The 25,917-nt window shown below is 32.9% G+C and carries 20 protein-coding genes; 18 read left to right on the forward strand and 2 right to left on the reverse strand.

Annotation, left to right across the window (positions count from 1 at the left end):
* Positions 1 to 210: 210 nt before the first annotated feature.
* The 5 genes from HYG85_RS18750 to HYG85_RS18770 all read left to right on the forward strand — a co-directional run bounded on the left by HYG85_RS18750 (position 211) and on the right by HYG85_RS18770 (position 6,526).
* Positions 211 to 1,704, forward strand: coding sequence for a sugar ABC transporter ATP-binding protein (locus HYG85_RS18750; RefSeq protein ID WP_212690947.1), 1,494 nt, complete (start codon positions 211 to 213; stop codon positions 1,702 to 1,704).
* A gap of 53 nt (positions 1,705 to 1,757) precedes the next feature.
* On the forward strand, positions 1,758 to 2,738 hold the full coding sequence (locus HYG85_RS18755) for an ABC transporter permease (RefSeq protein WP_113671452.1): 981 nt from the start codon (positions 1,758 to 1,760) through the stop codon (positions 2,736 to 2,738).
* A 27-nt stretch (positions 2,739 to 2,765) separates the two neighbouring features.
* Positions 2,766 to 3,758, forward strand: a complete 993-nt coding sequence (locus HYG85_RS18760; protein WP_113671451.1) for an ABC transporter substrate-binding protein — start codon at positions 2,766 to 2,768, stop codon at positions 3,756 to 3,758.
* 208 nt (positions 3,759 to 3,966) lie between these two features.
* Positions 3,967 to 5,202: a uroporphyrinogen decarboxylase family protein gene (locus tag HYG85_RS18765; RefSeq protein ID WP_212690948.1), complete on the forward strand. Its 1,236-nt coding sequence runs from the start codon at positions 3,967 to 3,969 to the stop codon at positions 5,200 to 5,202.
* A gap of 94 nt (positions 5,203 to 5,296) precedes the next feature.
* A complete protein-coding gene (locus HYG85_RS18770; protein WP_212690949.1) occupies positions 5,297 to 6,526 on the forward strand; it encodes an ROK family transcriptional regulator in 1,230 nt (409 codons plus the stop codon).
* 8 nt (positions 6,527 to 6,534) lie between these two features.
* Here HYG85_RS18770 and HYG85_RS18775 read toward each other — a convergent pair whose 3' ends face one another.
* Entirely contained in the window at positions 6,535 to 8,073 is a 1,539-nt protein-coding gene (locus tag HYG85_RS18775) for a response regulator transcription factor (RefSeq protein ID WP_212690950.1), read from the reverse strand.
* A 4-nt stretch (positions 8,074 to 8,077) separates the two neighbouring features.
* Positions 8,078 to 9,910, reverse strand: coding sequence for a sensor histidine kinase (locus tag HYG85_RS18780; RefSeq protein WP_212690951.1), 1,833 nt, complete (start codon positions 9,908 to 9,910; stop codon positions 8,078 to 8,080).
* Positions 9,911 to 10,196: 286 nt separating this feature from the next.
* Here HYG85_RS18780 and HYG85_RS18785 point away from each other — a divergent pair, with 286 nt between their 5' ends.
* From HYG85_RS18785 to HYG85_RS18845, 13 genes are all read left to right on the forward strand, one after another.
* Positions 10,197 to 11,693: a sugar ABC transporter ATP-binding protein gene (locus tag HYG85_RS18785; protein ID WP_212690952.1), complete on the forward strand. Its 1,497-nt coding sequence runs from the start codon at positions 10,197 to 10,199 to the stop codon at positions 11,691 to 11,693.
* Positions 11,686 to 12,672, forward strand: a complete 987-nt coding sequence (locus tag HYG85_RS18790; protein ID WP_113671446.1) for an ABC transporter permease — start codon at positions 11,686 to 11,688, stop codon at positions 12,670 to 12,672. Before HYG85_RS18785 ends, HYG85_RS18790 begins: the two co-directional genes overlap by 8 nt.
* Positions 12,673 to 12,770: 98 nt before the next feature.
* Positions 12,771 to 13,829 (forward strand): sugar ABC transporter substrate-binding protein, encoded by a 1,059-nt coding sequence (locus HYG85_RS18795; protein ID WP_212690953.1) that lies wholly within the window; start codon positions 12,771 to 12,773, stop codon positions 13,827 to 13,829.
* 242 nt (positions 13,830 to 14,071) lie between these two features.
* Positions 14,072 to 14,374 carry a hypothetical protein gene (locus HYG85_RS18800; RefSeq protein ID WP_212690954.1) on the forward strand — a complete coding sequence of 101 codons (303 nt, stop codon included), beginning with the start codon at positions 14,072 to 14,074 and terminating at the stop codon, positions 14,372 to 14,374.
* A 519-nt stretch (positions 14,375 to 14,893) separates the two neighbouring features.
* The gene (locus HYG85_RS18805; RefSeq protein ID WP_212690955.1) at positions 14,894 to 15,907 is read left to right on the forward strand and encodes a LacI family DNA-binding transcriptional regulator; all 1,014 of its coding nucleotides are present in this window, start codon (positions 14,894 to 14,896) and stop codon (positions 15,905 to 15,907) included.
* Positions 15,908 to 16,047: 140 nt separating this feature from the next.
* Positions 16,048 to 17,067 carry a 5-dehydro-2-deoxygluconokinase gene (gene iolC / locus HYG85_RS18810; protein ID WP_113671442.1) on the forward strand — a complete coding sequence of 340 codons (1,020 nt, stop codon included), beginning with the start codon at positions 16,048 to 16,050 and terminating at the stop codon, positions 17,065 to 17,067.
* 17 nt (positions 17,068 to 17,084) lie between these two features.
* Positions 17,085 to 18,464: an acylating sulfoacetaldehyde dehydrogenase gene (sauS, locus tag HYG85_RS18815; protein ID WP_212690956.1), complete on the forward strand. Its 1,380-nt coding sequence runs from the start codon at positions 17,085 to 17,087 to the stop codon at positions 18,462 to 18,464.
* Between the two features lie 18 nt (positions 18,465 to 18,482).
* Positions 18,483 to 19,313 (forward strand): class II fructose-bisphosphate aldolase, encoded by an 831-nt coding sequence (locus HYG85_RS18820; RefSeq protein ID WP_212690957.1) that lies wholly within the window; start codon positions 18,483 to 18,485, stop codon positions 19,311 to 19,313.
* A 75-nt stretch (positions 19,314 to 19,388) separates the two neighbouring features.
* Positions 19,389 to 20,180, forward strand: coding sequence for a 5-deoxy-glucuronate isomerase (locus tag HYG85_RS18825; RefSeq protein ID WP_212690958.1), 792 nt, complete (start codon positions 19,389 to 19,391; stop codon positions 20,178 to 20,180).
* An 18-nt stretch (positions 20,181 to 20,198) separates the two neighbouring features.
* The gene (gene iolD, locus HYG85_RS18830) at positions 20,199 to 22,130 is read left to right on the forward strand and encodes a 3D-(3,5/4)-trihydroxycyclohexane-1,2-dione acylhydrolase (decyclizing) (RefSeq protein ID WP_212690959.1); all 1,932 of its coding nucleotides are present in this window, start codon (positions 20,199 to 20,201) and stop codon (positions 22,128 to 22,130) included.
* Between the two features lie 84 nt (positions 22,131 to 22,214).
* Complete coding sequence (iolE, locus tag HYG85_RS18835; protein WP_212690960.1) at positions 22,215 to 23,114, forward strand: myo-inosose-2 dehydratase; 900 nt, start codon at positions 22,215 to 22,217, stop codon at positions 23,112 to 23,114.
* A 44-nt stretch (positions 23,115 to 23,158) separates the two neighbouring features.
* Positions 23,159 to 24,172, forward strand: a complete 1,014-nt coding sequence (gene iolG, locus HYG85_RS18840) for an inositol 2-dehydrogenase (RefSeq protein WP_330619137.1) — start codon at positions 23,159 to 23,161, stop codon at positions 24,170 to 24,172.
* A 47-nt stretch (positions 24,173 to 24,219) separates the two neighbouring features.
* Positions 24,220 to 25,773 carry an acyl-CoA carboxylase subunit beta gene (locus HYG85_RS18845; RefSeq protein WP_330619138.1) on the forward strand — a complete coding sequence of 518 codons (1,554 nt, stop codon included), beginning with the start codon at positions 24,220 to 24,222 and terminating at the stop codon, positions 25,771 to 25,773.
* The last annotated feature ends 144 nt before the right edge of the window (positions 25,774 to 25,917 follow it).

Raw genomic sequence — 25,917 nt, forward strand, 5'->3', positions numbered from 1 at the left:
TTATGAATGTTCCTAAGTAAGAGGAGGTATAGCTTTTATTCTTATGTACATAAATTTCAACTTTCTAAGTAGAATATTCAATTTTTTTTATAAGAAATAATTATATAATCTTATTATAAATTTCCTGTAATTGATGTTTCGAATAACGAGAATAAATAGAAGTCCTGCATTTATCTCGTAATTCAAGAAAAAATGAAAGGAGTTAAATATATGGAGGATTCCTTGGTTTTAATGGAAGGCATAGATAAAAGTTTCCCAGGTGTAAAGGCTCTTGATAATTGTAAATTTCAATTATTAAAAGGAGAGATTCATGCTTTAATAGGAGAAAATGGAGCAGGAAAATCAACACTAATGAAAATTCTAACAGGTGTTTATAAAAAAGATGCAGGAAGAATTTTTTATAAAGGTGAAGAGATTAATATTACTAATCCTAGAATGGCTAGGGATTTAGGTATAAGTATAATTCATCAAGAATTGAATCTAATGCCTGATTTGACAGTGGCTCAAAATATTTTTATTGGGAAAGAACCTAAAAAGTGTTTAAATCTGTTTTTGGATAATAAGGAAATTAATGATAAGGCAAGTGAATTATTGAATCAGATGAACCTTAGTATTAGTCCAGAAGAAAAAGTAGAGAATCTGTCAGTAGCCAAACAGCAAATGGTGGAAATAGCAAAAGCATTATCCTATAACTCAGATGTACTCATCATGGATGAACCAACTGCTGCATTGACGGAACTGGAGATTGAAGAACTTTTTAGTATTATAAAAGAGTTAAAGGAAAAAGGTGTAGGGATAGTTTACATATCCCATAGAATGGAAGAGTTAAAGCAAATATGCGATAGAGTTACAGTAATGCGTGATGGAAGTTATATTGATACAAAAAATATGAATGAGGTGACTATAGATAAAATCATTAATATGATGGTTGGACGTGAGTTATATGTATCAGCCCCTGAAGAGATTACCCATTCAGACGAAGTTGTATTGGAAGTCAATAACCTGAATCAAGGTAACAAGGTGAAAGATGTAAGCTTTAAATTGAAAAAAGGAGAAATATTAGGCTTTGCAGGGTTGATGGGAGCAGGAAGAACAGAAGTGGCTAGAGCAATATTTGGAGCGGATAAAAGAGATTCAGGAGAGATTCTACTGAATAATAAAAAGATACAAATAAAATCTCCAAAAGATGCAGTAAAAAATGGTATAGGTTATTTATCAGAGGATAGAAAGAGATACGGGCTTGTATTAGGGCTTGATATTGAAACCAACGTTGTTATGGCTAATTTCAGTGATTATATTAATCCAATAGGATTTGTGAAGACTGGTAAAACTTCTAAATCAGCTACTGAAAGTGTCAAGGAATTAGCAATAAAAACACCGGGTATTTCTCAAGAAGTCAAGAACCTATCTGGAGGTAATCAACAAAAAGTGGTCATTGGAAAATGGTTAACTAGAGATTGTGATATCTTAATCTTCGATGAACCAACTAGAGGTATTGATATTGGAGCGAAAGGTGAGATCTATAAGCTTCTCAATGAACTAGCCAGTCAGGGGAAATCAATTATCATGATTTCTTCAGAATTACCTGAGGTACTTAGAATGAGCCATAGAATCATTGTAATGTGTGAAGGAAGAATAACAGGTGAGCTTAGTAACGAAGAAGCTACCCAAGAAAAGATTATGCAGTATGCAACTGCAAGATAGATATATTTTGAAGATTATAATAAGCTAACTAATTATTATGTGGAGGTAGAGAAATGGATAAGATTGGATTAAAGAAAAAATTATTTAATTCAAATACTACTCAAAAAATATTGGCATTCAGTAGTTTGATATTGCTATTAATTATTTTTTCTATTGCATCACCTAACTTTTTTACTGGAACGAATATAAAAGGTATATTGCTGGCAACAGCGGTTAATGGTGTATTAGCTGTGGGAGTTACTTTTGTTATTATAACAGGTGGGATTGACTTATCAATCGGAACAGTCATGACATTTTCTTCAGTAATAGCTGGAGTAATAATATCTATGTGGGGGCTACCTATATGGTTAGGTCTTCTAGGAGCAATATTGGCAGGAAGTTTATGTGGATTTATTAATGGTTTCAATGTTGCAAAATTTCGAATACCTGCATTTATTGCTACATTAGGAATGATGATGATAACCAAGGGATTATCTCTTGTTATATCTAATGCCAAACCAATATATTTTACTGGTGCCAAAGGAGTATTTATAGATAAATTCTCAGATATATCTACAGGTACAATTTTGGGAATACCTAATGCGGTTATTATTCTATTCGTAGTTGCAGGTATCGGTGGTATTCTCTTAAATAAAACATTACTTGGAAGATACACTTTTGCTATTGGCAGCAATGAAGAAGCTACAAGATTATCAGGAATCAATACTGATAAATGGCTCATAATTATACATACACTAACTGGAGCTTTTTGTGGTGTAGCAGGAATCTTGATGGCTGCAAGACTTAATTCAGCTCATCCAGCATTAGGTCAAGGATATGAGCTAGATGCCATTGCAGCGGTAGTTATTGGTGGAACTTCACTTAGTGGAGGTAAAGGAACTATTTTAGGTACTATCATTGGTGCATTCATCATGAGTGTGTTGATTAATGGACTAAGGATATTATCTGTTCCACAAGAGTGGCAGACAGTGGTTACAGGAATTATTGTTATTGCTGCGGTAGTTGCTGATGTTGCTAGAAAAAATAAAAAATAAAAATAATTAATCTTAAGGAGGAGTTTTATGAAGAAGTTAATTTCATTATTACTGATTATTTGCATGATAGGTGTTGTAGCAGGTTGTAGTCCTAAGGAAACAAAGCCTAGTAATTCTGGTAATGACAATGGTGATTCAAGTAGTGAAGAAAAGATATATATACCTGTAATATCAAAAGGTTTCCAACATCAATTCTGGCAAGCAGTTAAATTAGGGGCAGAAAATGCTGCAAAAGATTATAATGTAGAGATTACTTTTGAAGGTCCAGAATCAGAAGCTATGGTTGATAAACAGATAGAGATGCTAGAAGCTGCATTAAGTAAAAATCCTAGTGCTATATGTTTAGCAGCTCTTGACAGTCAAGCGGTTATACCATTACTAGAACAAGCAGATGAAAGAGGTATTCCTATCATAGGATTCGACTCTGGTGTTGATAGTGAAATTCCTATTGCTACAGCAGCAACTGATAATATTGCAGCAGCAGCAGAAGCAGCTGATAAAATGGCAGAACTTATCGGTGGAGAAGGTGAAATCGCCTTAGTTGTTCATGACCAGACTAGTCGTACTGGTATAGACAGAAGAGATGGTTTCAAAAACAGAATCGAAGAGAAGTATAAAGATATTAAAATTGTAGATATTCAATATGGAGATGGAGACCAATTAAAATCTACAGATATAGCTAAATCAATTATTCAGGCTCATCCAAATATCAAAGGTATGTTTGGTGCAAATGAAGGTTCTATCATCGGTGTACTCAATGCAGTAAATGAACTTGACAAAGTTGGAGATATCGTAGTAATAGGATATGATTCAGGTAAGCAACAACAAGAAGCCATTAGAAATGGTCAACAAGCAGGTGCAGTAACACAGGATCCAATCGGTATTGGATACAAGGCTGTAGAAGCTGCAGTAAAAGCTATTAATGGTGAAGAAGTAGAAAAGAATATAGATACAGGATTCCATTATTATGATAAAACAACAATTGATTCAGATGATATACAAGCGTTATTATATGAATAAGAAACATTATTGAAAAATACTTGCCTAGCCAGAGCATATTAAGCTCTAGCTAGGTTTTTTATTTTGGGGAACAATGATTATCTTGAATATATAAAATTAAGATATATCAATAAATTAATACAAAAGCATTGAAATATAATAAAAGCTATAGTATAATTAACTTAGTTAAAACAATGAATTAAGTAAGTTATTATTAGGAGGTAATAAAATGATTCTAACATCAAGAGAGCGTGTACGTATGGCATTAAACCATGAGGAACCTGATAAAATACCTATAGATTTTGGAGGAATGAGATCATCGGGTATTAGTGCAATTGGATATAATAAGTTGAAAAAACATTTGAAAATGACTGATGGAGCTACAAAAGTATACGATGTATTTCAACAATTAGCAGAACCTGAAGAAAAATTAATGAAAAGAATGGGAGCAGACGTCATTCAGCTACATAGACTACGTCCTACTTTTGGATTAGATATAAGAGAGTGGAAAGAAAGCATACTTCAGGATGGCTCAAATTGTATGGTTCCCAAAGACTTTAACCCAATTACTAATAAGGATGAAGGATTAGATATAGTAAAAGATGGTACAGTAATAGCGAGAATGCCAAAAGATGGATTCTATTTTGATCAGATACACCACCCTTATGCTGATGTGCAAACAAAAGAAGATATCGATAAAATCCCAATGGAAAAAATTACAGATGAAGAATTGGAGTATTTACGTAAAACGGCAAAGAAATTATACGAAGAAACGGATTATGCTATATTAGGTGCATTTGGAGGCAACATACTAGAATCAGGTCAAATCGATTGGGGATATGAACGATTTTATATGGAATTGGCATTAAATCCAGAGTTGGTGCATTACTATTTACAAAAATTAACTGATGTTTATTTATATAATCTAGAGAAATACCTAAATGCTGTTGGACAGTACATTGACATTATCCAATTTGGTGATGATTTAGGTACACAGGAGAATTTACAATTATCTGTTAATATGTATCGTGAGATGATTAAGCCCTATCACAAAGCACAATTTCAATATGTACAACAGAATTATCCTAATGTTAAGGTGTTATTTCATTCATGTGGTGCAATATATAATATTATACCTGATCTAATTGATGCAGGTGTACAGGCATTAAATCCGATTCAGCTATCAGCAAAAGGTATGGACCCAGTTAAGCTAAAAGAAGAATTCGGCAAAGACCTGGTTTTCTGGGGCGGTGGCGTTGATACACAGCAAACTGTTACATCTGGAACAGTGGAAGATATTCAGAATGAAGTTAAACAACAGATTGAGATTTTTGCATCTGGTGGAGGGTTTGTATTTACACAAGTACACAATATTCAGTCTGATATTGAACCAGAAAAAGTTTTGGCAATATATGATAGTGCTATAAAATTCAGAGACTATTCCACATTAAAAAAGAATGACTAGTTGATAATGAATCAGATAGAAATTTGATAATATTAGAGTTTATAACATTTATACGGTATAATTATATAAAACCTATATTATCAGGAGGTTATTAATGAATAGAATAATGAACAATGAAAGAATGAAAATAATGAATGAACAAGCTATATTCACTACTATTCATAAGGAAAAATATATTTCAAGAAAAGGGATAGCGGATATAACAGGATTAACAAAAGCATCTGTTACGAATATAGTAAATAAATTCATTAATCATGGATATTTAGTAGAGAAGGGAATGGGACAATCTACTGGGGGAAGAAAGCCAGTAATGGTCACTCTGAATTCTGAATCATGTTGGATGATTGGACTGACATTAGATACTCAAAGAGTCAGTGGAATAATTACTAATTTATCAGCAGAGAAGAAGTTTGAATATAGTAGTAAAATAAATAATAGATGGAGTAAGGAAGAGATATTAAACGTTATTTTTAATGTAATAAAAGAATTGTTGGCATATGACAGGGAACATAAAATTATTGGTATTGGGTTAGCAATGCCAGGTCCTTATAATCACGAAAAGGGTGAATTATTGGATTTGCCTAATTTTAAATATTTCAAGAATATCCTTATAAGGGACATTATAGAAAAAGAATTTCAACTTCCTACATTTATGGAAAAAGAGACTCAAGCAGCTGCGCTGGGAGAATATTTATTCGGAGAGGTTAATGAATCCAAGAATATATTTGTATTAGTGGTAAATTATTTAGGAATTGGTGGAGGAGTACTCCTTAACGGAAAAAGCTATCGTGGTTTTGCAGATGGTGCTGGAGATGTAGGTCATATGACAATTGATAGAAAAGGACCAAAATGCAGTTGTGGTAAAGTTGGATGTTTTGAAGCTTTAGCCAATGGAGTTCATATGTATAATGAAGTAACCAAGGCTATAGAAAATAAAACCTGCAATGCAGAGTTGCCAGAACAGGAATTAAAAATAGCAGAGTACTTACATGAAAAGAGCCTGAAAGAAGATAGGGTTTGCAATGATATATTAGATAGAGAAGCAGAGTATTTAAGTATTGGTATAACTAACATAATTCAAGTTTTCAGTCCCCAAACTATAATTCTTGGTGGAGATATAATACTAGGCTGCCCAACTCTTTATGAAAAAGTGCTTGAGAGAGTACGAAAAAATGTTTATCCCTTATTTCAAAAGGACATTGATATAAAATTAACTTCCTTTGGACAGAATTTGTTAACTGTGGGTGGAGCTAGCTTGGTTATTCAGGAATTCTACAACAGAAATCCTAAGTTAGTAAAAAAAGAAGAGCCTTCTAGGCTCTAAAGATTTTACTAATTCACAGATTGTTCCTTAATCAAATTGTCTTTAAAAGCAGATGGGGATAGGTTTGTTACGGATTTGAAGATTCGGCTGAAATAGTATTGATTAGAGTACCCCACTATTTCAGCTATCTCTTTTAATTTCATAGAGGGATCTTTCTTCATGAGATCTTTTGCAACATCAATACGTGTTTGGGTTAAATAGTTCATTGGAGATATTTTTTTGTACTGTTTAAAAGATTTGCTAAGATAACATGGGTCTACGCTAAACATAGTAGAGATATCATTAATGGTAATCTGTTCAGAGTAATGTTTTTTAATATAGGTTTCTATTTGTTCAACAATTTCATGAATAGCTTTGTTAGTACTTTGTTTCATTTGGTTCTCAAAAAAAGAATTAAAATAATTATCTAGATTTGTATGGAGTTTACAATAATTATCATTAAACATGACTATTTCTTCAATATCAAGTTGATAGTTATCCATATGTAAATCCTTTGAAGAGTCAACCATAATTCCAAGAATCTTTTTTAGTCGACTTTCAAGTCTTGTTTGAGTGTAATGCAGATTACTGGATGAATCTATGAACTTGGAGAGTTCATCAATAAATGTAGTACGATCTTTCTTTTTATAAGAAAGAATCAGGTTATGTTCAATATCTGTAACTTTGTCTGTACAGAATGAAGTAGGGGCTTGCTCTTCTAATATAATACTCGAATAGCCAAATAATGTATTCTTTCTTAAAGATTTACTAAGTGATGAGGCTGTCTTGGATATATCTTCCAGTTTTGTTATAGTCTTTGATAATAATACTGTAATAGGAAAATCTTGTTTATCAAGTTCATTAAATAATAGTTGTACAGTTTTTTGTGGGTCAAAGGATATATTTTCAGGTACACAAAATATTCCTATCATTTCATTCAGTTTTGAAGTTGCTATTGGCCAAAAGAAAATGCTAGGATGTAAAATTCCTTTGGTTAAATGTTGCAATTCTTCTTCAGAAACAAAAAAGTTATGAGGATGAGAATAGTTTAAAGGATAATGAGAATATGAACCACCACAAAATAAAACTAAATAATATCTGTTATAAACGTTAAAATAGTAACTAAAAATTTTTGAAGGTATATCTTTATTAAGCATATCATAAATAAGTTTTTGACGGTTTGTGTTTTTTTGTCTATAGATATCTGAAGTTAATTTATGAAGGATTTTATCTAGTTCATTTTGGTCAACTGGTTTAAGTAGATACTCATTTACACCTAACTTCATTGCTTGACGAGCGTATTCGAATTCATCATGACCGCTGATGATAATGAATTTAACATTAATATCCATCTTAAGCACTTCAGTAATCATTTCAAGACCATCCATTATAGGCATGCGTATATCCGTAATAATAATGTCAGGTTGATTTTCTTTTATGGATTCCAAGGCTTCTATCCCATTGAATGCTTCCCCTGTAATTAATATATCAGAGCTGAAATTTTGTACTTTTTGCTTTATACTCCAAAGTATTGGTGGTTTATCTTCAACAATTAATACTTTAATCATCTTATTAATCATCTCCTATGTGTTTAATCTCAAGCTTAATATATGCTCCATTAGGTACATTATTTTTCAATTCAAAGGTGAAAGTTGATTTATAATGAATAGCAAGTCGAGTATAAGTGTTCATAATACCCATGCCACCAATCTCAGCATTTTGCTGGAAGTGACCTTTTCTTAAGTTTTCTTTATAGTCATTTATTTTTCTATATAACTTATCAAGGGTTTTATCTTCAAACCCTGAACCATTATCAATAATTGTCAATGACCAGTTGTTTGGTGAGATATATTTACCTGTAATACTTATATGCCAAGGTGGCATAGTGTCTTTGAAACCATGGTTGATTGAGTTTTCAACTAAAGGTTGAAGAGTCATTTTAGGTATTTTTAATAATAACATCTCATCTGGTAAATTGATATCATAATCAAGATAGATATTATCAGGATTATTATAGTCCTTATAATGGGTTTTCATTAAATCCAAATAATCTATGGTGTGTTTTATTTCTTCAGACAATGACACAAATGTTGATTTCGAGTTGGAAACATATCTTAACATATTTGATAGTTTATTGCATATTATAGTTGTTTCTGATATACCATTTCTTTCAGATGAAGCACTAATTACACTTAAGGTATTGTATAAAAAATGAGGATTCATCTGAGCCTGTAATGCAAGTAAATTAGCATTGACTTCTCTTATTTTAGATTCATATATCTGATTGATTGAGTCTTTAATATTATCAAACATTATATTGAAAGATTCATTGAGTAGATCTATCTCATTATTACCTTCATTTGGCAGATTCAAATACATATTATCAATACTGACCTCTTTTACATGAGTCATAAGATTATAGAGTGGTCTTGTCAATCTTCTAATCAATAATGAAAAAGCTATAATAACTAATATCAAAATCAACAAACTAAATGAAAAGAAGAAGATACGAAAAATCTTTTGTGATTCAATTAAAGTACTTGGATAGCTGATTAAAACAGTAGTCCAATTGGTAAAATCAGAATGATGCTTACTGTATATATACCGGCGATTATTTATTTTGATTAAGTCAGATTGATTATTTAATTTTGGATAAAGAGCTTTTGGATTATAAGTTTTGATAATTTTTTCATAAGAATCACTATGAATATAAGGATATATTAAATCTCCATCTTCATTGAAAATGAGTACTTTTGTGTTTTCATTACCATTATTGCCTTCGCAGATATTTTCTAGATTCCAATATGGAATATCGAATTCCAATAAACCATAATCATAACCATTATTTGACTTGATTGACCGTATGATGGATATGACAGGTCGATTGATTGTGACCCAAAAATCTTGGTGAGGTGGTAATATTTTCAACTGATTTTTATCAGGAATAAGACTGTTATACCACTCTAGGTCTTCAAGATGTCTTGAAACTTCTTCTTTATTATCAGGTAGACCTGAATGAAAGTAAAAATTATACTTAGCATTAAAAAGAGTTACATTAGTGGTGTTAGGAAAATAGTAAGTAAGGATATTAAGTTGACTTCTAATCTTCCCTGAGTTTTCAATCATTTCGTATTCAGATATATCTTCTTTGGTAAATATATCATCAAGAATTTCATGAATGAAATCATTCTTAGAAATATATAAACCGGACATGGACATCTGATTAAATAATAGATCTATTTGTGAAGAAGTTCTTTCTGTAGAATGATTCAAGGTAACATATTCATCATCTAGAGAAACTTTTGAATAATAATTATAAAAAACAAGAAATAGTACAGAAAATACAACAAATATTATACTAGTCAATCCAATAAGGAGTTTTTTGTTGAAATTAAGTTTGATCATTAGCTCACCCTCATCAATTATTAGTAATAGGTAAAGGACTTTGACAAGTTTAGTATATCATAGTAAATTTATTTACACAAATAATGAATTTTTTTATGCAATTTTACAAAAATGTATATGGTTAATAGACAGATATGTGCATTTTAAAAGAACCCAAAAAAAGGTATCTTTATTATAAGAGATAGGTAAAGAACTTATAGAATCAAAGAAAATATATTGAACTTTTTAATTAATTGACAAAAAAGGGCTGGTTCAATATATGTAAACGATAGAAAGGAGTGATATTGTGAGTAACTATATATTGGAGATGAATGATATTAGTAAATCATTTCCTGGTGTAAAGGCACTCCAGAATGTTTCTTTAAAAGTAAAATATGGAGAAGTTCATTGCTTGATGGGAGAAAATGGAGCTGGTAAATCTACTTTGATTAATATACTAGCTGGATTGCTTGAAAAAGATACTGGAGAAATATTCATTGACCAGAAGCCAGTGAGTATAAATAATCCTCATGATGCATATAGAAATGGTATCAGTTTTATATTTCAGGAATTGAGTGTTGTTGATACATTGACAGTGGAAGAAAATATGACACTTGGTTTTGAATCATCTTATGGAAGTATAGTTAACAAAAAAGAAAATATTAAACGTGTCAAAAATATTTTGCAGAAATTGAATATTGATATTTTATACAATAGTTATGTTGGGGATTTGACTGTTTGTGAAAAGCAGATGATGCTTATTGCAAAAGCACTATCTCAGGATTCCAAAATTATTGTTATGGATGAACCAACTGCTTCATTAACAAATAAAGAAACAGATGAATTATTTAAAATGATAGAGTCTTTAAAAGAGGAAGGTGTTACCTTTATCTATGTATCCCACCGATTTGAAGATATCTTTACTATTGGTGATCGTATAACTGTATTTAGAGATGGAAAAAATGCTAAAGACCTTATTGTAAAAGATACCAGTGAAGAAGAAATCATCCGTTATATGGTAGGAAGAAATATCGAGGATACATTTCCTAAAAGAAACCATGAAATTGGCGAAACCATATTAGAGGTGGAAAAAATATGCGCCAAAGAACTTATAAAAGATGTTAGTTTCCAACTGAAACGAGGACAAGTGCTTGGAGTATCAGGACTGGCTGGAGCAGGGAAGACAGAACTTGCTAGAGCTTTATTTGGAGATAATCCTATAATTTCTGGACATATTACTTTGAAGGGGCAAAAGATTAATTTAAACAAACCTCAAGATGCCATCAAATCTAAGATAGCTCTTCTTCCTGAAGAAAGAAGAACTCAAGGTATAGTAGGTAAAATGACAGTAAGAGAAAATATTTCTTTGGTAGTTAGCAATCGTCTGTCTAAGTTATGTGTTATTAATAGAAAGAAAGATCGCCAGCTAGCTAAGAAGTATATTAAAGATATTAATGTTAAAACACCGACCCCCGAACAAATTATTAGATTTCTAAGTGGTGGTAATCAGCAAAAAGCAATTATTGGTAAATGGCTGGCAACTGAGGCAGATATTTTTCTGCTGGATGAACCAACTAGAGGAATAGATATAGGTGCGAAAAGTGAAATTTATGAAATAATTAATGGTTTGACAAAATCAGGTAAAGCAGTTTTGTTATTTTCATCTGAATTGCCTGAATTACTAGGTGTATGTGATGATATTATGGTTATGAATAATGGAAGATTAGCTGGTGTATTAAGTAACGAAGAAGCTACTCAAGAAGAAATAATGAAATTATCAGTAGGAGGAAGTGACCATGAATAGTAGATTAAACAGCAGATACTTACAACGATTCATGATTATTGGTATATTGCTGGTTTTATGCGTCGTATTTGCAGTAATGAGTGAAGAATTTTTCACATATATCAATATTAGAAACATTTTGAGACAGCAAAGTATGGTTGCAATTACTGCAGCTGGGGCAACATTTGTTATGATAACAACTGGTTTGGATATTTCCGTCGGTAGTACCATAGCCTTATCAGGTGTTGTTTTTGCTAAACTTGTACAAGGTGGTATGCCATTATTGCCTGCTTGTCTTATTGCTATTCTTGTAGGTGGTATAGTTGGACTTATAAATGCATCAATGATTGTTGGAGCTAAAATAAATCCGGTTATCGCAACTTTGGGTAGTATGTATGCAGTAAGGGGTATTGCTTATTTAGTAGCTGGTGGAACAACTATTGCTAATGGTCTTCCCAAAAATTTCAATGTTCTAGGAAGAGGTTATATTGGACCAGTTCCCATACCTGTTGTTATTATGATTCTAGTATACATAGTGTTTCATTTTGTATTAAGTAGAACATTATTAGGTAAATATACTTATGCAATTGGTGGTAACAAAGAAACTGCAAGGCTATCAGGTATATCAGTTGCAAAAGTTATGGTTTTATTGTATGTCATCACAGGATTATTAACAGGTTTAAGTGGTACCATAATGGCTTCAAGGCTGACTTCAGGTAACCCTCAAATTGGAACAGGCTTCGAGTTTGATGTTATCATAGCAGTATTCTTAGGGGGCGTAAGTACAACTGGTGGTGAAGGAACTATAGTTGGAACATTTATTGGTGCTATGATAGTTGGAGTACTATCTAATGGATTAAATCTTCTTGGAGTAGATCCGTTTTATCAATATATCATTAAAGGTATAGTACTTGTATTAGCAGTAATGCTTGACATGGCTCTAAAAGGAAATGGATTAAGCCTAAAATCTCTTAACAAAAGAATATTAGCAAAATCTTAATATATAAAAATAATCTCAGATAGATGGGATGTGATAATGAGGTATTGATTTTGTTAATATATAAATATAAAATATAAAATGAAAAGGAGAATGGGATAATGAAAAAAATATTAAGTATAGTATTGGTTATGATCATAGGATTAAGTTTATTGGCAGGGTGTAGTAAAAAAGAAGTAAAAGAAAACACAGATAATAAAGAAGTCGCAAGTGAAAAAGATAATAAAAAAGATGAAAAAAAGCCTCTTAAGATAGGTGTTATATACTTAACAGCAGAGCATCCTTATTATCAAGCACATGCAATGCATACACAAAATTATACAGCCGAAAAAGGTATCAAACTTATTGAATTAGATGGTAAAGTAGACCAAGCCAATATGGCAAACCAAATGGAAAACCTTGTATCACAAAAAGTTGATGGTATCATCTATTGTCTACTAGAAGGAACAGCAGGATCAGCAGATATTAATATGGCACAAGAAGCAGGTATTCCAGTAATAACATTTGCAATAAAACATGATCCAAAAACAGCAGATGCAACATTTGTTGGAATAGATGAAAAATCAGCTGGTGCATTAGGTGGAGTTGAAGCAGCCAATAAATTTATGGCTCAATTCCCAGATAAAAAAGCAAAAATAGCTGTTATTGAAATGACAGGTGTATCAGCATCAACAGACAGATCAGATGGATTTATTGAAGGCTTCCAATCAGTAATAACTGATGCAGAAGTAGTTGTAAGATTAAACGGTGAAGGTAAAAAAGATAAAGCAATGGCAGTTGTAGAAGACGCTATTCAAGCTAATCCAGATATAAACGTATTCTTTGGTGCAAATGGTGATCAAGGATTAGGTGCATTAGCAGCACTTGAAGCTCAAGGAAGAGGAACCATTGACACAGAAATAGTTATCAGCCACGATGGCTCAGAACCTGAACTCTTAAAAATAGCTGATCCAGAAAGTGCTCTCAAAATCGCAAATGCAAACCTACCAAAAGATCTAGCCGAAGCAACAGTAGATACCATTCTAGAAATAATCAACGGCGAAAGAGAAATGAAAAACACAGATGATATCTTTGTTCCTTCAGCCGTTATAACAGGAGATGACATCGAAGCAGCACAAAAATTCTTAAAAGAGCAATATAACTCCGATACACAATTATAAAAAGCAAAACATAATAATTTCATTGAAATCCCCCAGATAATAGCTGTCTCAAAATAGAAATCTAAATCTAATTTCTATCGCGAGACAGCCTTTTCTATTCTTAAATACCCATTATTAAGTATATAAACTCCCCCTGTTCACAATAATAATTATATGATAAAATAAAATAACTGCTTACAATAATAAAGTAGAGTATTGATAAATGTTTGGGGATCACTAATAAAATACAAAGGAGACAACAAATGGAACGACTAAAAGATTTCTTTGAGAAACATTGGAGAATTGTAGTTATATTTATAGCAATATTATACATGGGGATAGGTTTGTTTCAACTTATATCTGGCATAGAACTTGATCCAACTAAAACCAAAAACGCCGGAACATTCCTAATGTTTCTAGCACTAGCAGTATTCGTCTACGGTAAAAGAGTAGAAAAAATGGCTATAGAAAAACAAAAACAAGAAGAGAATCAAGAAGTGAACCAAGAAGTAAACCAAGAAGAAAACCAACAAATAAAACAAGAAAAAGACCAAGACATAAATTAAAATCTAACCTCAAAATTAAATATTAAATGATAAATTATAAAAAATAATTTATAAAATAATAAACTAAGATAATGAAATATGAATAGCCACAAGTTAACCAAATCAGAAGAAAAAGTTTTTTGTAACAACATTGAAGGATACTTAAAGCAAAATAGTAAGTGTATATGTGAAGTAGTGAGGCAGGACGCCGAACCCAGCATTTAATCTGACAGCCCTACTGGACTGTCAGAAATAATAATGGACTCGATGTCCATTGTTATTTGTAGAGCTCAGGACGAGCAATTCGCTGGCGAAACATATACACTTACTATTTTGCAATTACCACGTCAGCACAAAAAATTTTTCTGACTTACCTGTATATAAAAATGTTTAAAAAATAATTTATTGACAAACACCCTATATCATTATATAATGAAACCAAAGTTACTAAAACGTTTACTCTAATTAATTACTAATAAATAATTATAGAATGTTACAAGCTTTTTTTCGTATTTTAAGATTCAATTAGGAGTTGTTTTTATGAAAGTTACTATAAAAGATATTGCTGAGAAAGCGAATGTTTCAGTAGCTACTGTTTCAAGAGTTGTTAACAACAAAAGCAAAGGTGTCGGAGAAGAGACAAGAAAAAGAATTCTTGAACTAATAAAAGAATATGATTTTCAACCAAGTGCAGTTGCAAGAGGATTAGTAACCAAAAAGTCCAAGATAATAGGACTTATCATACCTGACTTAACTAATCCCTTCTATCCTAAAATGACTAAAGGGATTGAAGATGTAGCTCACGAACATGGTTATAATATTATACTATGTGACGGCAATAATTCAAAAGAAAAAGAAGCGGCATACTTGGATTTCTTGAATGAACATTATGTATGTGGAATAATATACAACAACTTCCATAATATAAGTGATACTATACTTAATAAGATTTTAAAAAGTTCTTTACCCTTAGTATTTATTGATTCAAAACCAGAAATAAAAGGATGTAAATGTGTCTATCTTGATAATCAAAGAGCCATGTATGAAGTTATTGAACATCTATTACTCAATGGACATCGTAAAATTGGTTTTATAACAGGTCCTATGGACAGTTATTCAACTAACGAACGATATAAAGGATACATCAATGCTCTAAATGATTATGATATACCATTTGATTCCAATCTAGTAGTCAAAGGTGACTATGTTATGAAAGATGGATACTATGCTATGGAAAGACTTTATAACCAAACCAAAAACTTTACAGCAATAGCTTGTTGTAATGACCTTATGGCTATTGGAGCAATTGAAAAATTAGAAGAAATGGGAATTAAAGTTCCAGAAGATATATCAGTCGTTGGATTTGATGATATTGATATTGCAAGATTAGTTCGACCTAAGCTGACTACCGTTGCCCAACCTATACATGAAATGGGAAGAGTAGCTGCCAATATGATAATTGACATTATTGAAGGTAAAGGCAGTAAGGTAAAAGATGATGTAATATTTGAACCTAATCTAGTAGTCAGAGATTCAGTTAAAAAAAATAATTAATTTTTTTTACAGACAACTAAAACGTTTACTCTAAGAGGCTTATTATTTTTTGCAGACAACGTAAACGTTTTACCAAATATAAATATTTTTTTACAGCTTACGTAAACGTTTTACTTAATTCAATTATAGGAGGATTGAAAATGAATAACTTGGTATTTCAAAATGACAGGGATTTAGATTTAATTGCATTGGGGCGTCTTGCAGTTGATTTGAACGCTAATGAAATTCATCGCCCTATGGAAGAAACGGCTACATTCACTAAATATTTAGGTGGTTCTCCAGCTAATATTTCAGTTGCTGTATCCAGATTAGGATTAAAAGCAGGGTTTATTGGAAGGGTTGCAGATGACCAATTAGGACGATTTATATTAAATTACCTGAATGATAATGATATAGATTCTTCTAATGTTGTCATTGATGAATCAGGAGCTAAAACAGGTCTTGCCTTCACTGAAATAAAATCACCTACAGATTGCAGTATCTTAATGTATCGCTCAGATGCTGTTGACTTGAAATTAGAAGTTGCAGATGTAAAAGAAGAGTACATAAAAAACGCAAAAGCCATACTTATCTCAGGAACTGCATTAGCAGCAAGTCCATCAAGAGAAGCGGTATTCGCAGCTGTTGAACTGGCAAGAAAAAATAAGACTGTAGTATTTTTTGATATTGATTATAGACCATATACATGGAAATCAGTTGAAGAAACTGCGATATACTACAGTTTATTAGCTGAAAAATGTGATGTGATAATTGGTACTCGTGAAGAATTTGATATGTTAGAAATGTTCTCCAATCCTGATAACAAAGATGATTATGTTACAGCCAACAAGTGGTTTGACTTTAATGCCAAGATAATGGTAATTAAACACGGAAAAGAAGGCTCATATGCGTACACACTAGAAGGTGATAAATATACGGGAGCAGTATTTCCAGTTGTACCAGTTAAAACATTCGGAGCTGGAGATTCTTATGCAGGTGGTTTCATATACGGATTAATGCAAGGATATGATCCAGGCAAAGCTATGGAAATAGGTGCAGCATCAGCATCAATCGTTGTATCAAGTCATAGTTGTTCAGATGCTATGCCAGGTATAGATAAAATAGAGAGATTCATCAAGCAATATGATGGCGAAAAAGCTTATGACGTCAAGAATATATAAATAGGGAGGAATTACAAATGTCAGACGCAAAATTAATGGTAAATGAATTGATAACACGTGCTAAAAAAGCACAAGAGGTAGCAGAAAGTTTTACACAAGAGCAAGTTGATGAACTTATAAAAGCAATAGCTTGGGAGGTAGTACAAGAAGATACAGCAAGAGAAATAGCTACACTAGCTGTAACGGAATCACAACTTGGTAATTATGAAGGTAAATACTCTAAATTAATGAAAAAAGTCCGAGGAGCACTAAGGGACATGAAAGATGAAAAATCAGTAGGTATCATTGAGAGAATACCTGAAAAAGGAATTGTGAAATTTGCAAAACCAGTAGGTGTCATTGGAGCTTTAGTTCCATGTACCAATCCTGAAGCGACTCCAGTAATTAAAGCTATGAATGCAATCAAAGGTAGAAATGCAATAGTATTCGCTCCACACCCAAGAACTAAAAAAACTAACAAATACATAGTTGATATCATGAGAGCAACTCTAAAAAAATATAATGCACCAGAAGATTTGATAATAACTATTGAAGAACCTTCTCTAGAACTTAGTAATGAACTTATGAAACAATGTGACTTGGTTGTTGCTACAGGAGGTTCAGGAATGGTGAAATCCGCTTATTCATCTGGAACACCTGCATATGGTGTAGGAGCAGGTAATGCAGTTGTTATAGTTGATGAAACAGCAGATATAAAAGATGCAGCTCATAAGATCAAATTAAGTAAAACTTTTGATTATGCAACAAGCTGTTCATCAGAGAATTCATTAGTAATAGTAGAAAGTGTTTATGATGAAATAGTAGCTGACTTAAAGGCTGAAGGTGGACATTTAGTTACAAAAGATGAAAAGGAAAAATTACAAAAGGCTATGTGGGAAGATGGACATCTCAATCGTAGAATAGTAGCTCAACCTGCTGATAAAATAGCAGAGCTTGCTGGTATTAGCATCTCAGATGATGAAGAATTCATCATGGTTGAAGAACAAGGTGTTGGAGCTGATTACCCATTTTCCGGAGAGAAAATGTCTATTGTAGTTACATTATATAAAGTAAAAGATTTTGACCAAGCTGTAGATAAAGTAAATGAAATTACTGGTTATCAAGGAACAGGTCATTCTTGTGGAATACATACTACCGATCAAGATCGTGTGGAGATATTAGGTAATAGAGTAAAAGTCAGCCGTATCATGGTTAGACAGCCACAATGTTATGCAAACAGTGGTAACTGGGATAATGGAATGCCATTTACATTAACACTTGGATGTGGTACTTGGGGTGGCAACGTAGCCTCAGAAAATGTTACTTGGAAGCATTTCATTAATGTAACATGGGTATCTACACCAATACAAGAAGTGATTCCTACTGATGAAGAATTATTCGGAGACTTGGCTATATAGAGAAAGAAGGAGTACGTTATGCTAGTTAATATGGAACAAATGGTTAAAGAGGCAGCAATAAGCAAAAAAGCTATTCCAGGATTCAATGTTTTTGGATATGAAGATGCCATGATGGTCATAAAGGCAGCCCAGGAGCTGAATGCACCTGCTATACTCATGTCCAATAAAGATGCTGTTGCCCATATGGACGTAAAATACCAAGCAGCACTATATAGAGCTTTAGGTCAAGATGCCAATATACCAGTATGTGTGCATCTTGACCATGGCGGTAATTACGAAATTTGTGCTAAGGCTATAGCAGCAGGTTTTACATCAGTTATGTATGATGGATCTCAATTACCTATTGATGAGAATATATCAAATACAAAAGAAGTCGTGAAACTGGCTCATGCCTGTGGGGTGTCTGTAGAAGCTGAAATAGGCTCAGTAGGGTATAATGATCCAACTATAAAAGCAAAAGCAATATATACTGACCCACAAGAAGCTAAAAGATTTGCTATAGAAACAGGAGTGGATGCTTTAGCTGTAGCAGTAGGAACCCTACATAGAATGCAAAAACAGAATGCTAAGATTCAATATGAGCTGCTGGAAGAAATACAGAACGTGACAGATATACCATTGGTCATCCACGGTTCAACAGGACTTTCTAATGAGGATCTCACCAAATTATCACATTATCATATTGGCAAAATCAATATAGGAACAGCTCTTAGAATGACCTTTGGTAATACATTAAGAGAAGAAATCAATGGAAACACAGACGAATTTGACAGAATTAAATTCTTCAAGAAGCCAATGAAACAAGTGAAAGAAGTAATTCTTGATAAATATAAGCTTTTAGGATGGTAATTAGTAAGAACTTATTGGAATAGACGTATAGATGTTTAAGTTCAATATTGATATTAGGAGAAAGGATTGTTATAGATGGTAATTAATCAAAACAAGGAGTTCAAGTACGGATATAATTCAATCACAGAACTAGAAGGTAAACGTAGTGATATGAAAATGGACATGGGAATTATTAGAGTCAATAAAGATTATGTCTATGAAAATGCTGAGCCAAAAGAAAGAGCTATTCTATTGATTAAAGGTCATGTGATGTTTCAATGGGATGGTAAAAAAGAGATAGTCAAAAGAGATAGTTGTTTCAATGAAAATCCTATATGTCTACATATTCCAAAAGACACGAAGGTTGTTATTATCGGTTTAGCAGAATCTGAATTATGTTACGAAGCTGTTTATAACGATAATGTTTTTGATTCTAAACTATATAATAAGGAAGACTGTGTTAGTGATGTTTTCGGTAAGGATACTCTCAATGATACATCAATTAGAACAGTAAGAACTATTATAGATGATGATATTGCTCCTTATTCCAATCTTGTAATGGGGGAAGTAGTCAATCATCCAGGAAAGTGGTCATCTTATCCACCTCATTATCACATACAACCTGAGGTATATCATTATAGATTTTTGCCAGATACTGGATTTGGTTTCAGTCTGATTGGAGATAAAGCCAGTAAAGTAAAAAATAGAAGTACTTCCTGTATAACAAGCAATGTGGTACATCCACAATGTTCAGCACCAGGTTATGCAATGTACTATGTCTGGATGATACCTCATATTGAAGAAAAACGATGGTTGAAAGATCGTACTTTTGAAACACAACACCAATGGCTGTTAAACAAGAATGCCAAGGTTTGGTCACAAAAATAAATTTGAGGAGGAAGGGACATGGAAACTATTCGTTTAACTATGGCTCAAGCACTAGTTAAATTTTTAGATAATCAATATATATCCTTTGATGGAGAAGAGCAAAAGTTTATAAAAGGTTTCTTTACAATATTTGGACATGGTAATGTACTAGGTCTAGGACAGGCTCTTGAACAAGATAAAGGTGATTTGATTGTTCATCAAGGACGTAATGAACAAGGGATGGTACATGCTGCCATTGGATATGCTAAACAGAATCACAGGAAGCAAATATATGCATGTACATCATCAGTTGGACCAGGTGCAGCAAATATGATAACCGGGGCAGCTACAGCTACTGCTAATAGAATTCCAGTATTGTTATTCCCTGGAGATACATATGCAGCAAGACAACCAGACCCAGTTCTTCAACAAGTTGAACAATTTCATGATTTGACACTTACAACAAATGATGCTTACAAAGCAGTAAGTAAATACTGGGATAGAATTAATAGACCAGAGCAAATAATGTTTTCTATGATTAATGCAATGCGTATATTAACAGATCCAGTTGAAACAGGTGCTGTAACCATAGCACTTCCTCAAGATGTTCAAGGAGAAGCTTATGATTATCCTGTGAGTTTCTTCAAAAAAAGGGTGCATCGTATAGAGAGAAAAATTCCAACTGATGCTATGATAGATGATGCAGTCAAGGTTATCAAAAACAAAAAGAAGCCTTTCATCATATGTGGTGGAGGGGTCAGGTATTCAGAAGCAGCTAATACTTTGAAAGAATTTGCTGAAAAATTTGATATTCCATTTGGAGAAACTCAGGCAGGGAAAAGTGCAATTACATGGGAACATAGATTAAACATGGGAGGCATTGGAACAACTGGTAATCTAGCTTCTAATGTCTTAGCCAAAGAAGCTGACGTAATCATTGGAATAGGAACTAGATATACAGATTTCACAACTGCATCAAAGTGGTTATTTCAAAACCCACAGGTGGATTTTGTTAATATCAATGTAGCTTCATTTGATGCATATAAATTGGATGGAATAAAAGTAGAAGCCGATGCAAAAGTTGCTTTAGAGATATTAGCTGATCGATTGGAAAAAGAAGATTATGAATCAGCTTACACAGATGAGATTGATAATATAAAAGATAGATGGAATAACGAGGTTGACCGTTTGTTCAATATCAAGTACAAGGAAGATTTTGTTCCAGAAGTCAGGGGACATCTTGATGATAAAATAGATGAATACAAAGAAGTTCTTGAATCAAGCTTAACACAAACCAGAGTTTTAGGTATGCTGGATAGTCTACTGGATGATAGTTCCATCATAGTAGGTGCATCTGGAAGTCTTCCAGGTGATTTACAAAGAGTATGGAGACCAAAAGAACAAAATACATATCATATGGAATATGGTTATTCATGTATGGGCTATGAAGTTAATGCTGCCCTTGGTGTGAAACTGGCTCAGCCAGATAGGGAAGTGTATGCAATGGTTGGTGATGGTTCATATATGATGCTTCATTCAGAGCTTGTAACTTCCATTCAAGAAGGAGCTAAAATCAATATCTTATTATTTGACAACATGGAATTTGGTTGTATCAATAACTTGCAGATGGGTCATGGAATGGGAAGTTTTGGTACAGAAATGCGTCATAGGAATCCTAAAACAGGATTATTGGATGATAAGCTGGTTAAAATGGATTTTGCAATGAATGCAGCTTCTTATGGATGTAAAACATATTCTGTAAGAACAGAAGAAGAGTTAATAAATGCAGTTCAGGATGCTAAGAAACAAGAAGTATCAACTCTGATAGATATTAAGGTATTACCAAAAACCATGACTGATGGTTATGAATCATGGTGGCGTGTAGGAAATGCAGAAGTAGCTGAGAAGGATAGCATTATGAATGCTACAAAAGAATTGAAAGATAAAATCAATGAGGCAAGAAAATATTGATAGATTACAGACTTGTAGATATTGAATTAATTATAATTGATAGAAAAAATATATACTTAGAAAATGTGAGAGAAGGTTGAAATTATGTTAGATAGAAGCAAAGTGAAATTAGGTATTGCTCCCATAGCTTGGACAAATGATGATTTACCAGAATTAGGCAGGGAGAATACATTTGAACAATGTATCAGTGAAATGGCTTTGGCTGGATTTACAGGAAGTGAAGTTGGAAATAAATATCCAAAAGATCCAAAGGTGTTAAAAAGATATCTTGACCTACGTGGTGTCAGAATATGCAACGCATGGTTTTCAACACTTTTTACCTCAGAACCAGAAGAAGTTACAATCAATAATTTTATTGAACACAGGGATTTCTTACATGCTCTAGGAGCTAAAATGATTGGTTGTTCAGAACAAGGAAATAGTATTCAGGGAACAGATAAATCTGTTTTTCATGACAAACCAATATATACAGAAGAAGAATGGATGAAAGTTACATCAGGTATGAACAAACTTGCAAAACTAGCAGCTGAAAAAGGTATGAAATTATCTTATCATCATCATATGGGAACTGGAGTCCAGACACCAGAAGAAGTTGATAAATTCATGGAAATGACAAATGATGATGTATACTTATTATTTGATTCAGGACATCTTGCTTATTCTGAGTTAAGTGCACAAGCATCATATGATGTACTACAAAAACATATTAAAAGAGTAGCACATGTTCATTTAAAAGATATCCGTATGGATATTGTAAATAAAGTAAAAGAAGATAAATTGAGTTTTCTTGAAGGAGTTAAGATGGGAGCATTTACTATTCCAGGAGATGGAGCCATTGATTTTAAACCAATCTTCAAGATCTTAGAAGATAACAATTATGAAGGATGGATGGTAGTAGAAGCCGAACAAGATCCAGCTATCGCTAATCCTTTTGAATATGCAGTGAAAGCTAGAACTTATATCAAAGAGAATACAGGTCTGTAATAATAGCAACTTACTATAAAATATATAATTGGAGGAAATTTATTATGGGAAAAATGAATGTTGGTATCATTGGTGTAGGTCGTATTGGAAGAGTTCATGCACAAAGTATATCTAACAATATACCAGATGTAACAATAAAGGCTGTATCAGATGTTAGATTAGATGGAGTAAAAGAATGGGCGAAAGGTTATGGCATAGAAAATGTATATGATGATTATCACAAGATATTGGATGATAAAGAAATAGATGCTGTTCTTGTCTGCTCATCTACAGATACACATGCTCAGATTTCTATAGAAGCTGCTCAGGCAGGAAAACATGTGTTTTGTGAAAAGCCTATAGACTATGATCTAGATAGAATAAACAATGTTCTAAAGGAAGTAGAAAAAGCGGGAGTGAAATTCCAAGTAGGTTTTAATAGAAGATTTGACCATAATTTTAATAGAATCAATCAAGTTACCAAAGATGGTGTTATAGGTGATGCACATATAATTAAAATTACGTCAAGAGACCCAGAGCCACCACCAATTGAATATGTTAAAGTTTCTGGAGGAATGTTCTTTGATATGACTATTCATGATTTTGATATGGCTAGATTCCAAGCAGGCTGTGAGGCTACTGAAGTCTATGCTGTTGGAGCAAGTCTAGTTGACCCAGAAATAGGCAAAGCTGGTGATGTGGATACAGCTGTCATCACTATAAAGTTTGAAAATGGTGCAATAGCCATTATTGACAATAGTAGAAAAGCTGCTTATGGCTATGACCAAAGAGTTGAAGTATTCGGTTCTGAAGGCAGTATTGAAGCCAAGAATGACACTGAGACAAATACAATCCTAAGAACTAAGGAAGCAGTATCCTCTGATAAACCATTGTATTTCTTTTTAGAGCGTTATATGGGTTCTTTTGTTGAAGAAATGAAACAATTCTTTGAAGCTATAAGAAATGATACTGAGACTCCAGTTAAAGGTATCGATGGATTAAATGCAGTTGTTATAGCTATGGCGGCTAAAAAATCGTTGGAAGAAGGAAGACCAGTTAAGATAAATGAGATAGTTTAGTTATATAGCTTGATTTACTTGATATTTACTTCTGGGGAGGTGAAATAGTGTCAAACATTCAGGAAAGTATACAGGATATGTATAGACGGAAAGAAAGCTTATTAGAAGGTGGCGGTAAGGATAGAATAGATAAGCAGCATGCAGATGGAAAAATGACTGCAAGAGAAAGAATAGATATGCTGCTGGATATCAACAGTTTTGTAGAGATTGGAGCATATATGAAACACCGTTCAACTGATTTTGGACTTGGGGAGGCAGAAATTCCCGGAGATGGTGTTGTTACAGGTTATGGTACCATTGATAATAACCTAGTATATGTATATGCACAAGATTTTACGGTAATGGGTGGTTCATTAGGCGAAGTACATGCACAAAAGATCTGTAAGGTAATGGATATGGCAATAAAAACAGGAGCTCCCATTATTGGCATAAATGATTCAGGTGGAGCTAGGGTTCAAGAAGGAATCGATGCTCTTGGAGGCTTTGGAGAAATATTTTATCGCAATACAAAAGCATCTGGTATAGTACCTCAGATATCCGTAATCATGGGACCATGTGCAGGAGGAGCAGTTTATTCACCTGCAATAACGGATTTTGTATTTATGGTAGACAATACTAGTCAAATGTTTATTACTGGTCCTGAGGTCATTAAAACTGTTACTGGAGAAGAAATAACCAAAGAGGAACTTGGTGGTGCTAATGTTCATGCAAGTAAAAGTGGTGTAGCTCACTTTCATTATACTGATGAAGCTGAATGTATTAGAGAAATCAGGAAGTTAATCAATTATCTGCCTTCTAATTATTTGGAGGAGCCTGTTGAATCTAATATTGAAGATGACCCGAACAGAAAATCATCTAAGCTTATGGATATCATGCCAGATGTTCCAAGTAAAGCTTATGATATGAGATTAATAATAGAAGAAATAATTGATACGGATAGTTTTATAGAAGTCCATAAAGATTATGCACAAAATATAATTGTAGGTTTTGCTAAGATGAACAATGATACTGTTGGTATTATAGCCAATCAGCCCAAAATTCTGGCAGGTGCACTTGATGTAAATGCTTCAGATAAAGCCGCAAGATTCATTAGATTTTGTGACAGCTTCAATATTTCCATTGTAACATTGACGGATGTACCTGGTTATTTTCCAGGAGTTGCACAAGAACATACTGGAATAATAAGACATGGAGCAAAACTTTTATATGCATATTGCGAAGCAACTGTACCTAAAATCAATCTTATCTTAAGAAAAGCTTACGGTGGTGCCTATATTGCAATGAGCAGTAAGCATCTAAAAGCGGATCTGGTTTTAGCTTGGCCCACAGCGGAGATAGCTGTTATGGGAGCACAAGGTGCAGCTAATATCATATTTAGAAAAGATATAGATAATGCAGACAATCCTGAGAAGATGCGTGAACAGAAGGTGGAACAATATAAAGAAAATTTTGCTAACCCTTATGTTGCAGCTAATAGAGGATTTGTTGATGCAGTTATCGAACCTATGATGACTAGACCATATATTATATCTGCACTTCAGGCTCTAAAGAGTAAACGTGAAGAAAAATCGAATAAGAAACATGGAAATATACCGTTGTAAAAAAATATTTATGATTTAAAAAATATAAGGCTGTTTTCATAATACATTAAGAAAGATTGTGTTCGATGATGTTTATAACACAATGTATGTATTATGATTACAGCCTTTTTAGTTAGCAACTCATCTTTCCCACCTTTAATTTAA

This window comes from Vallitalea guaymasensis (assembly GCF_018141425.1).
Taxonomy (GTDB): Bacteria; Bacillota; Clostridia; order Lachnospirales; family Vallitaleaceae; genus Vallitalea; species Vallitalea guaymasensis.

Bases quoted from the DNA above. Each gene is read 5' to 3' on its own strand.
- HYG85_RS18750 (WP_212690947.1), top strand. From the start codon at position 211: ATGGAGGATTCCTTGGTTTTAATGGAAGGCATAGATAAAAGTTTCCCA.
- HYG85_RS18755 (WP_113671452.1), top strand. From the start codon at position 1,758: ATGGATAAGATTGGATTAAAGAAAAAATTATTTAATTCAAATACTACT.
- HYG85_RS18760 (WP_113671451.1), top strand. From the start codon at position 2,766: ATGAAGAAGTTAATTTCATTATTACTGATTATTTGCATGATAGGTGTT.
- HYG85_RS18765 (WP_212690948.1), top strand. From the start codon at position 3,967: ATGATTCTAACATCAAGAGAGCGTGTACGTATGGCATTAAACCATGAG.
- HYG85_RS18770 (WP_212690949.1), top strand. From the start codon at position 5,297: ATGAATAGAATAATGAACAATGAAAGAATGAAAATAATGAATGAACAA.
- HYG85_RS18775 (WP_212690950.1), bottom strand. From the start codon at position 8,073: ATGATTAAAGTATTAATTGTTGAAGATAAACCACCAATACTTTGGAGT.
- HYG85_RS18780 (WP_212690951.1), bottom strand. From the start codon at position 9,910: ATGATCAAACTTAATTTCAACAAAAAACTCCTTATTGGATTGACTAGT.
- HYG85_RS18790 (WP_113671446.1), top strand. From the start codon at position 11,686: ATGAATAGTAGATTAAACAGCAGATACTTACAACGATTCATGATTATT.
- HYG85_RS18795 (WP_212690953.1), top strand. From the start codon at position 12,771: ATGAAAAAAATATTAAGTATAGTATTGGTTATGATCATAGGATTAAGT.
- HYG85_RS18800 (WP_212690954.1), top strand. From the start codon at position 14,072: ATGGAACGACTAAAAGATTTCTTTGAGAAACATTGGAGAATTGTAGTT.
- HYG85_RS18805 (WP_212690955.1), top strand. From the start codon at position 14,894: ATGAAAGTTACTATAAAAGATATTGCTGAGAAAGCGAATGTTTCAGTA.
- iolC (WP_113671442.1), top strand. From the start codon at position 16,048: ATGAATAACTTGGTATTTCAAAATGACAGGGATTTAGATTTAATTGCA.
- sauS (WP_212690956.1), top strand. From the start codon at position 17,085: ATGTCAGACGCAAAATTAATGGTAAATGAATTGATAACACGTGCTAAA.
- HYG85_RS18820 (WP_212690957.1), top strand. From the start codon at position 18,483: ATGCTAGTTAATATGGAACAAATGGTTAAAGAGGCAGCAATAAGCAAA.
- HYG85_RS18825 (WP_212690958.1), top strand. From the start codon at position 19,389: ATGGTAATTAATCAAAACAAGGAGTTCAAGTACGGATATAATTCAATC.
- iolD (WP_212690959.1), top strand. From the start codon at position 20,199: ATGGAAACTATTCGTTTAACTATGGCTCAAGCACTAGTTAAATTTTTA.
- iolE (WP_212690960.1), top strand. From the start codon at position 22,215: ATGTTAGATAGAAGCAAAGTGAAATTAGGTATTGCTCCCATAGCTTGG.
- iolG (WP_330619137.1), top strand. From the start codon at position 23,159: ATGGGAAAAATGAATGTTGGTATCATTGGTGTAGGTCGTATTGGAAGA.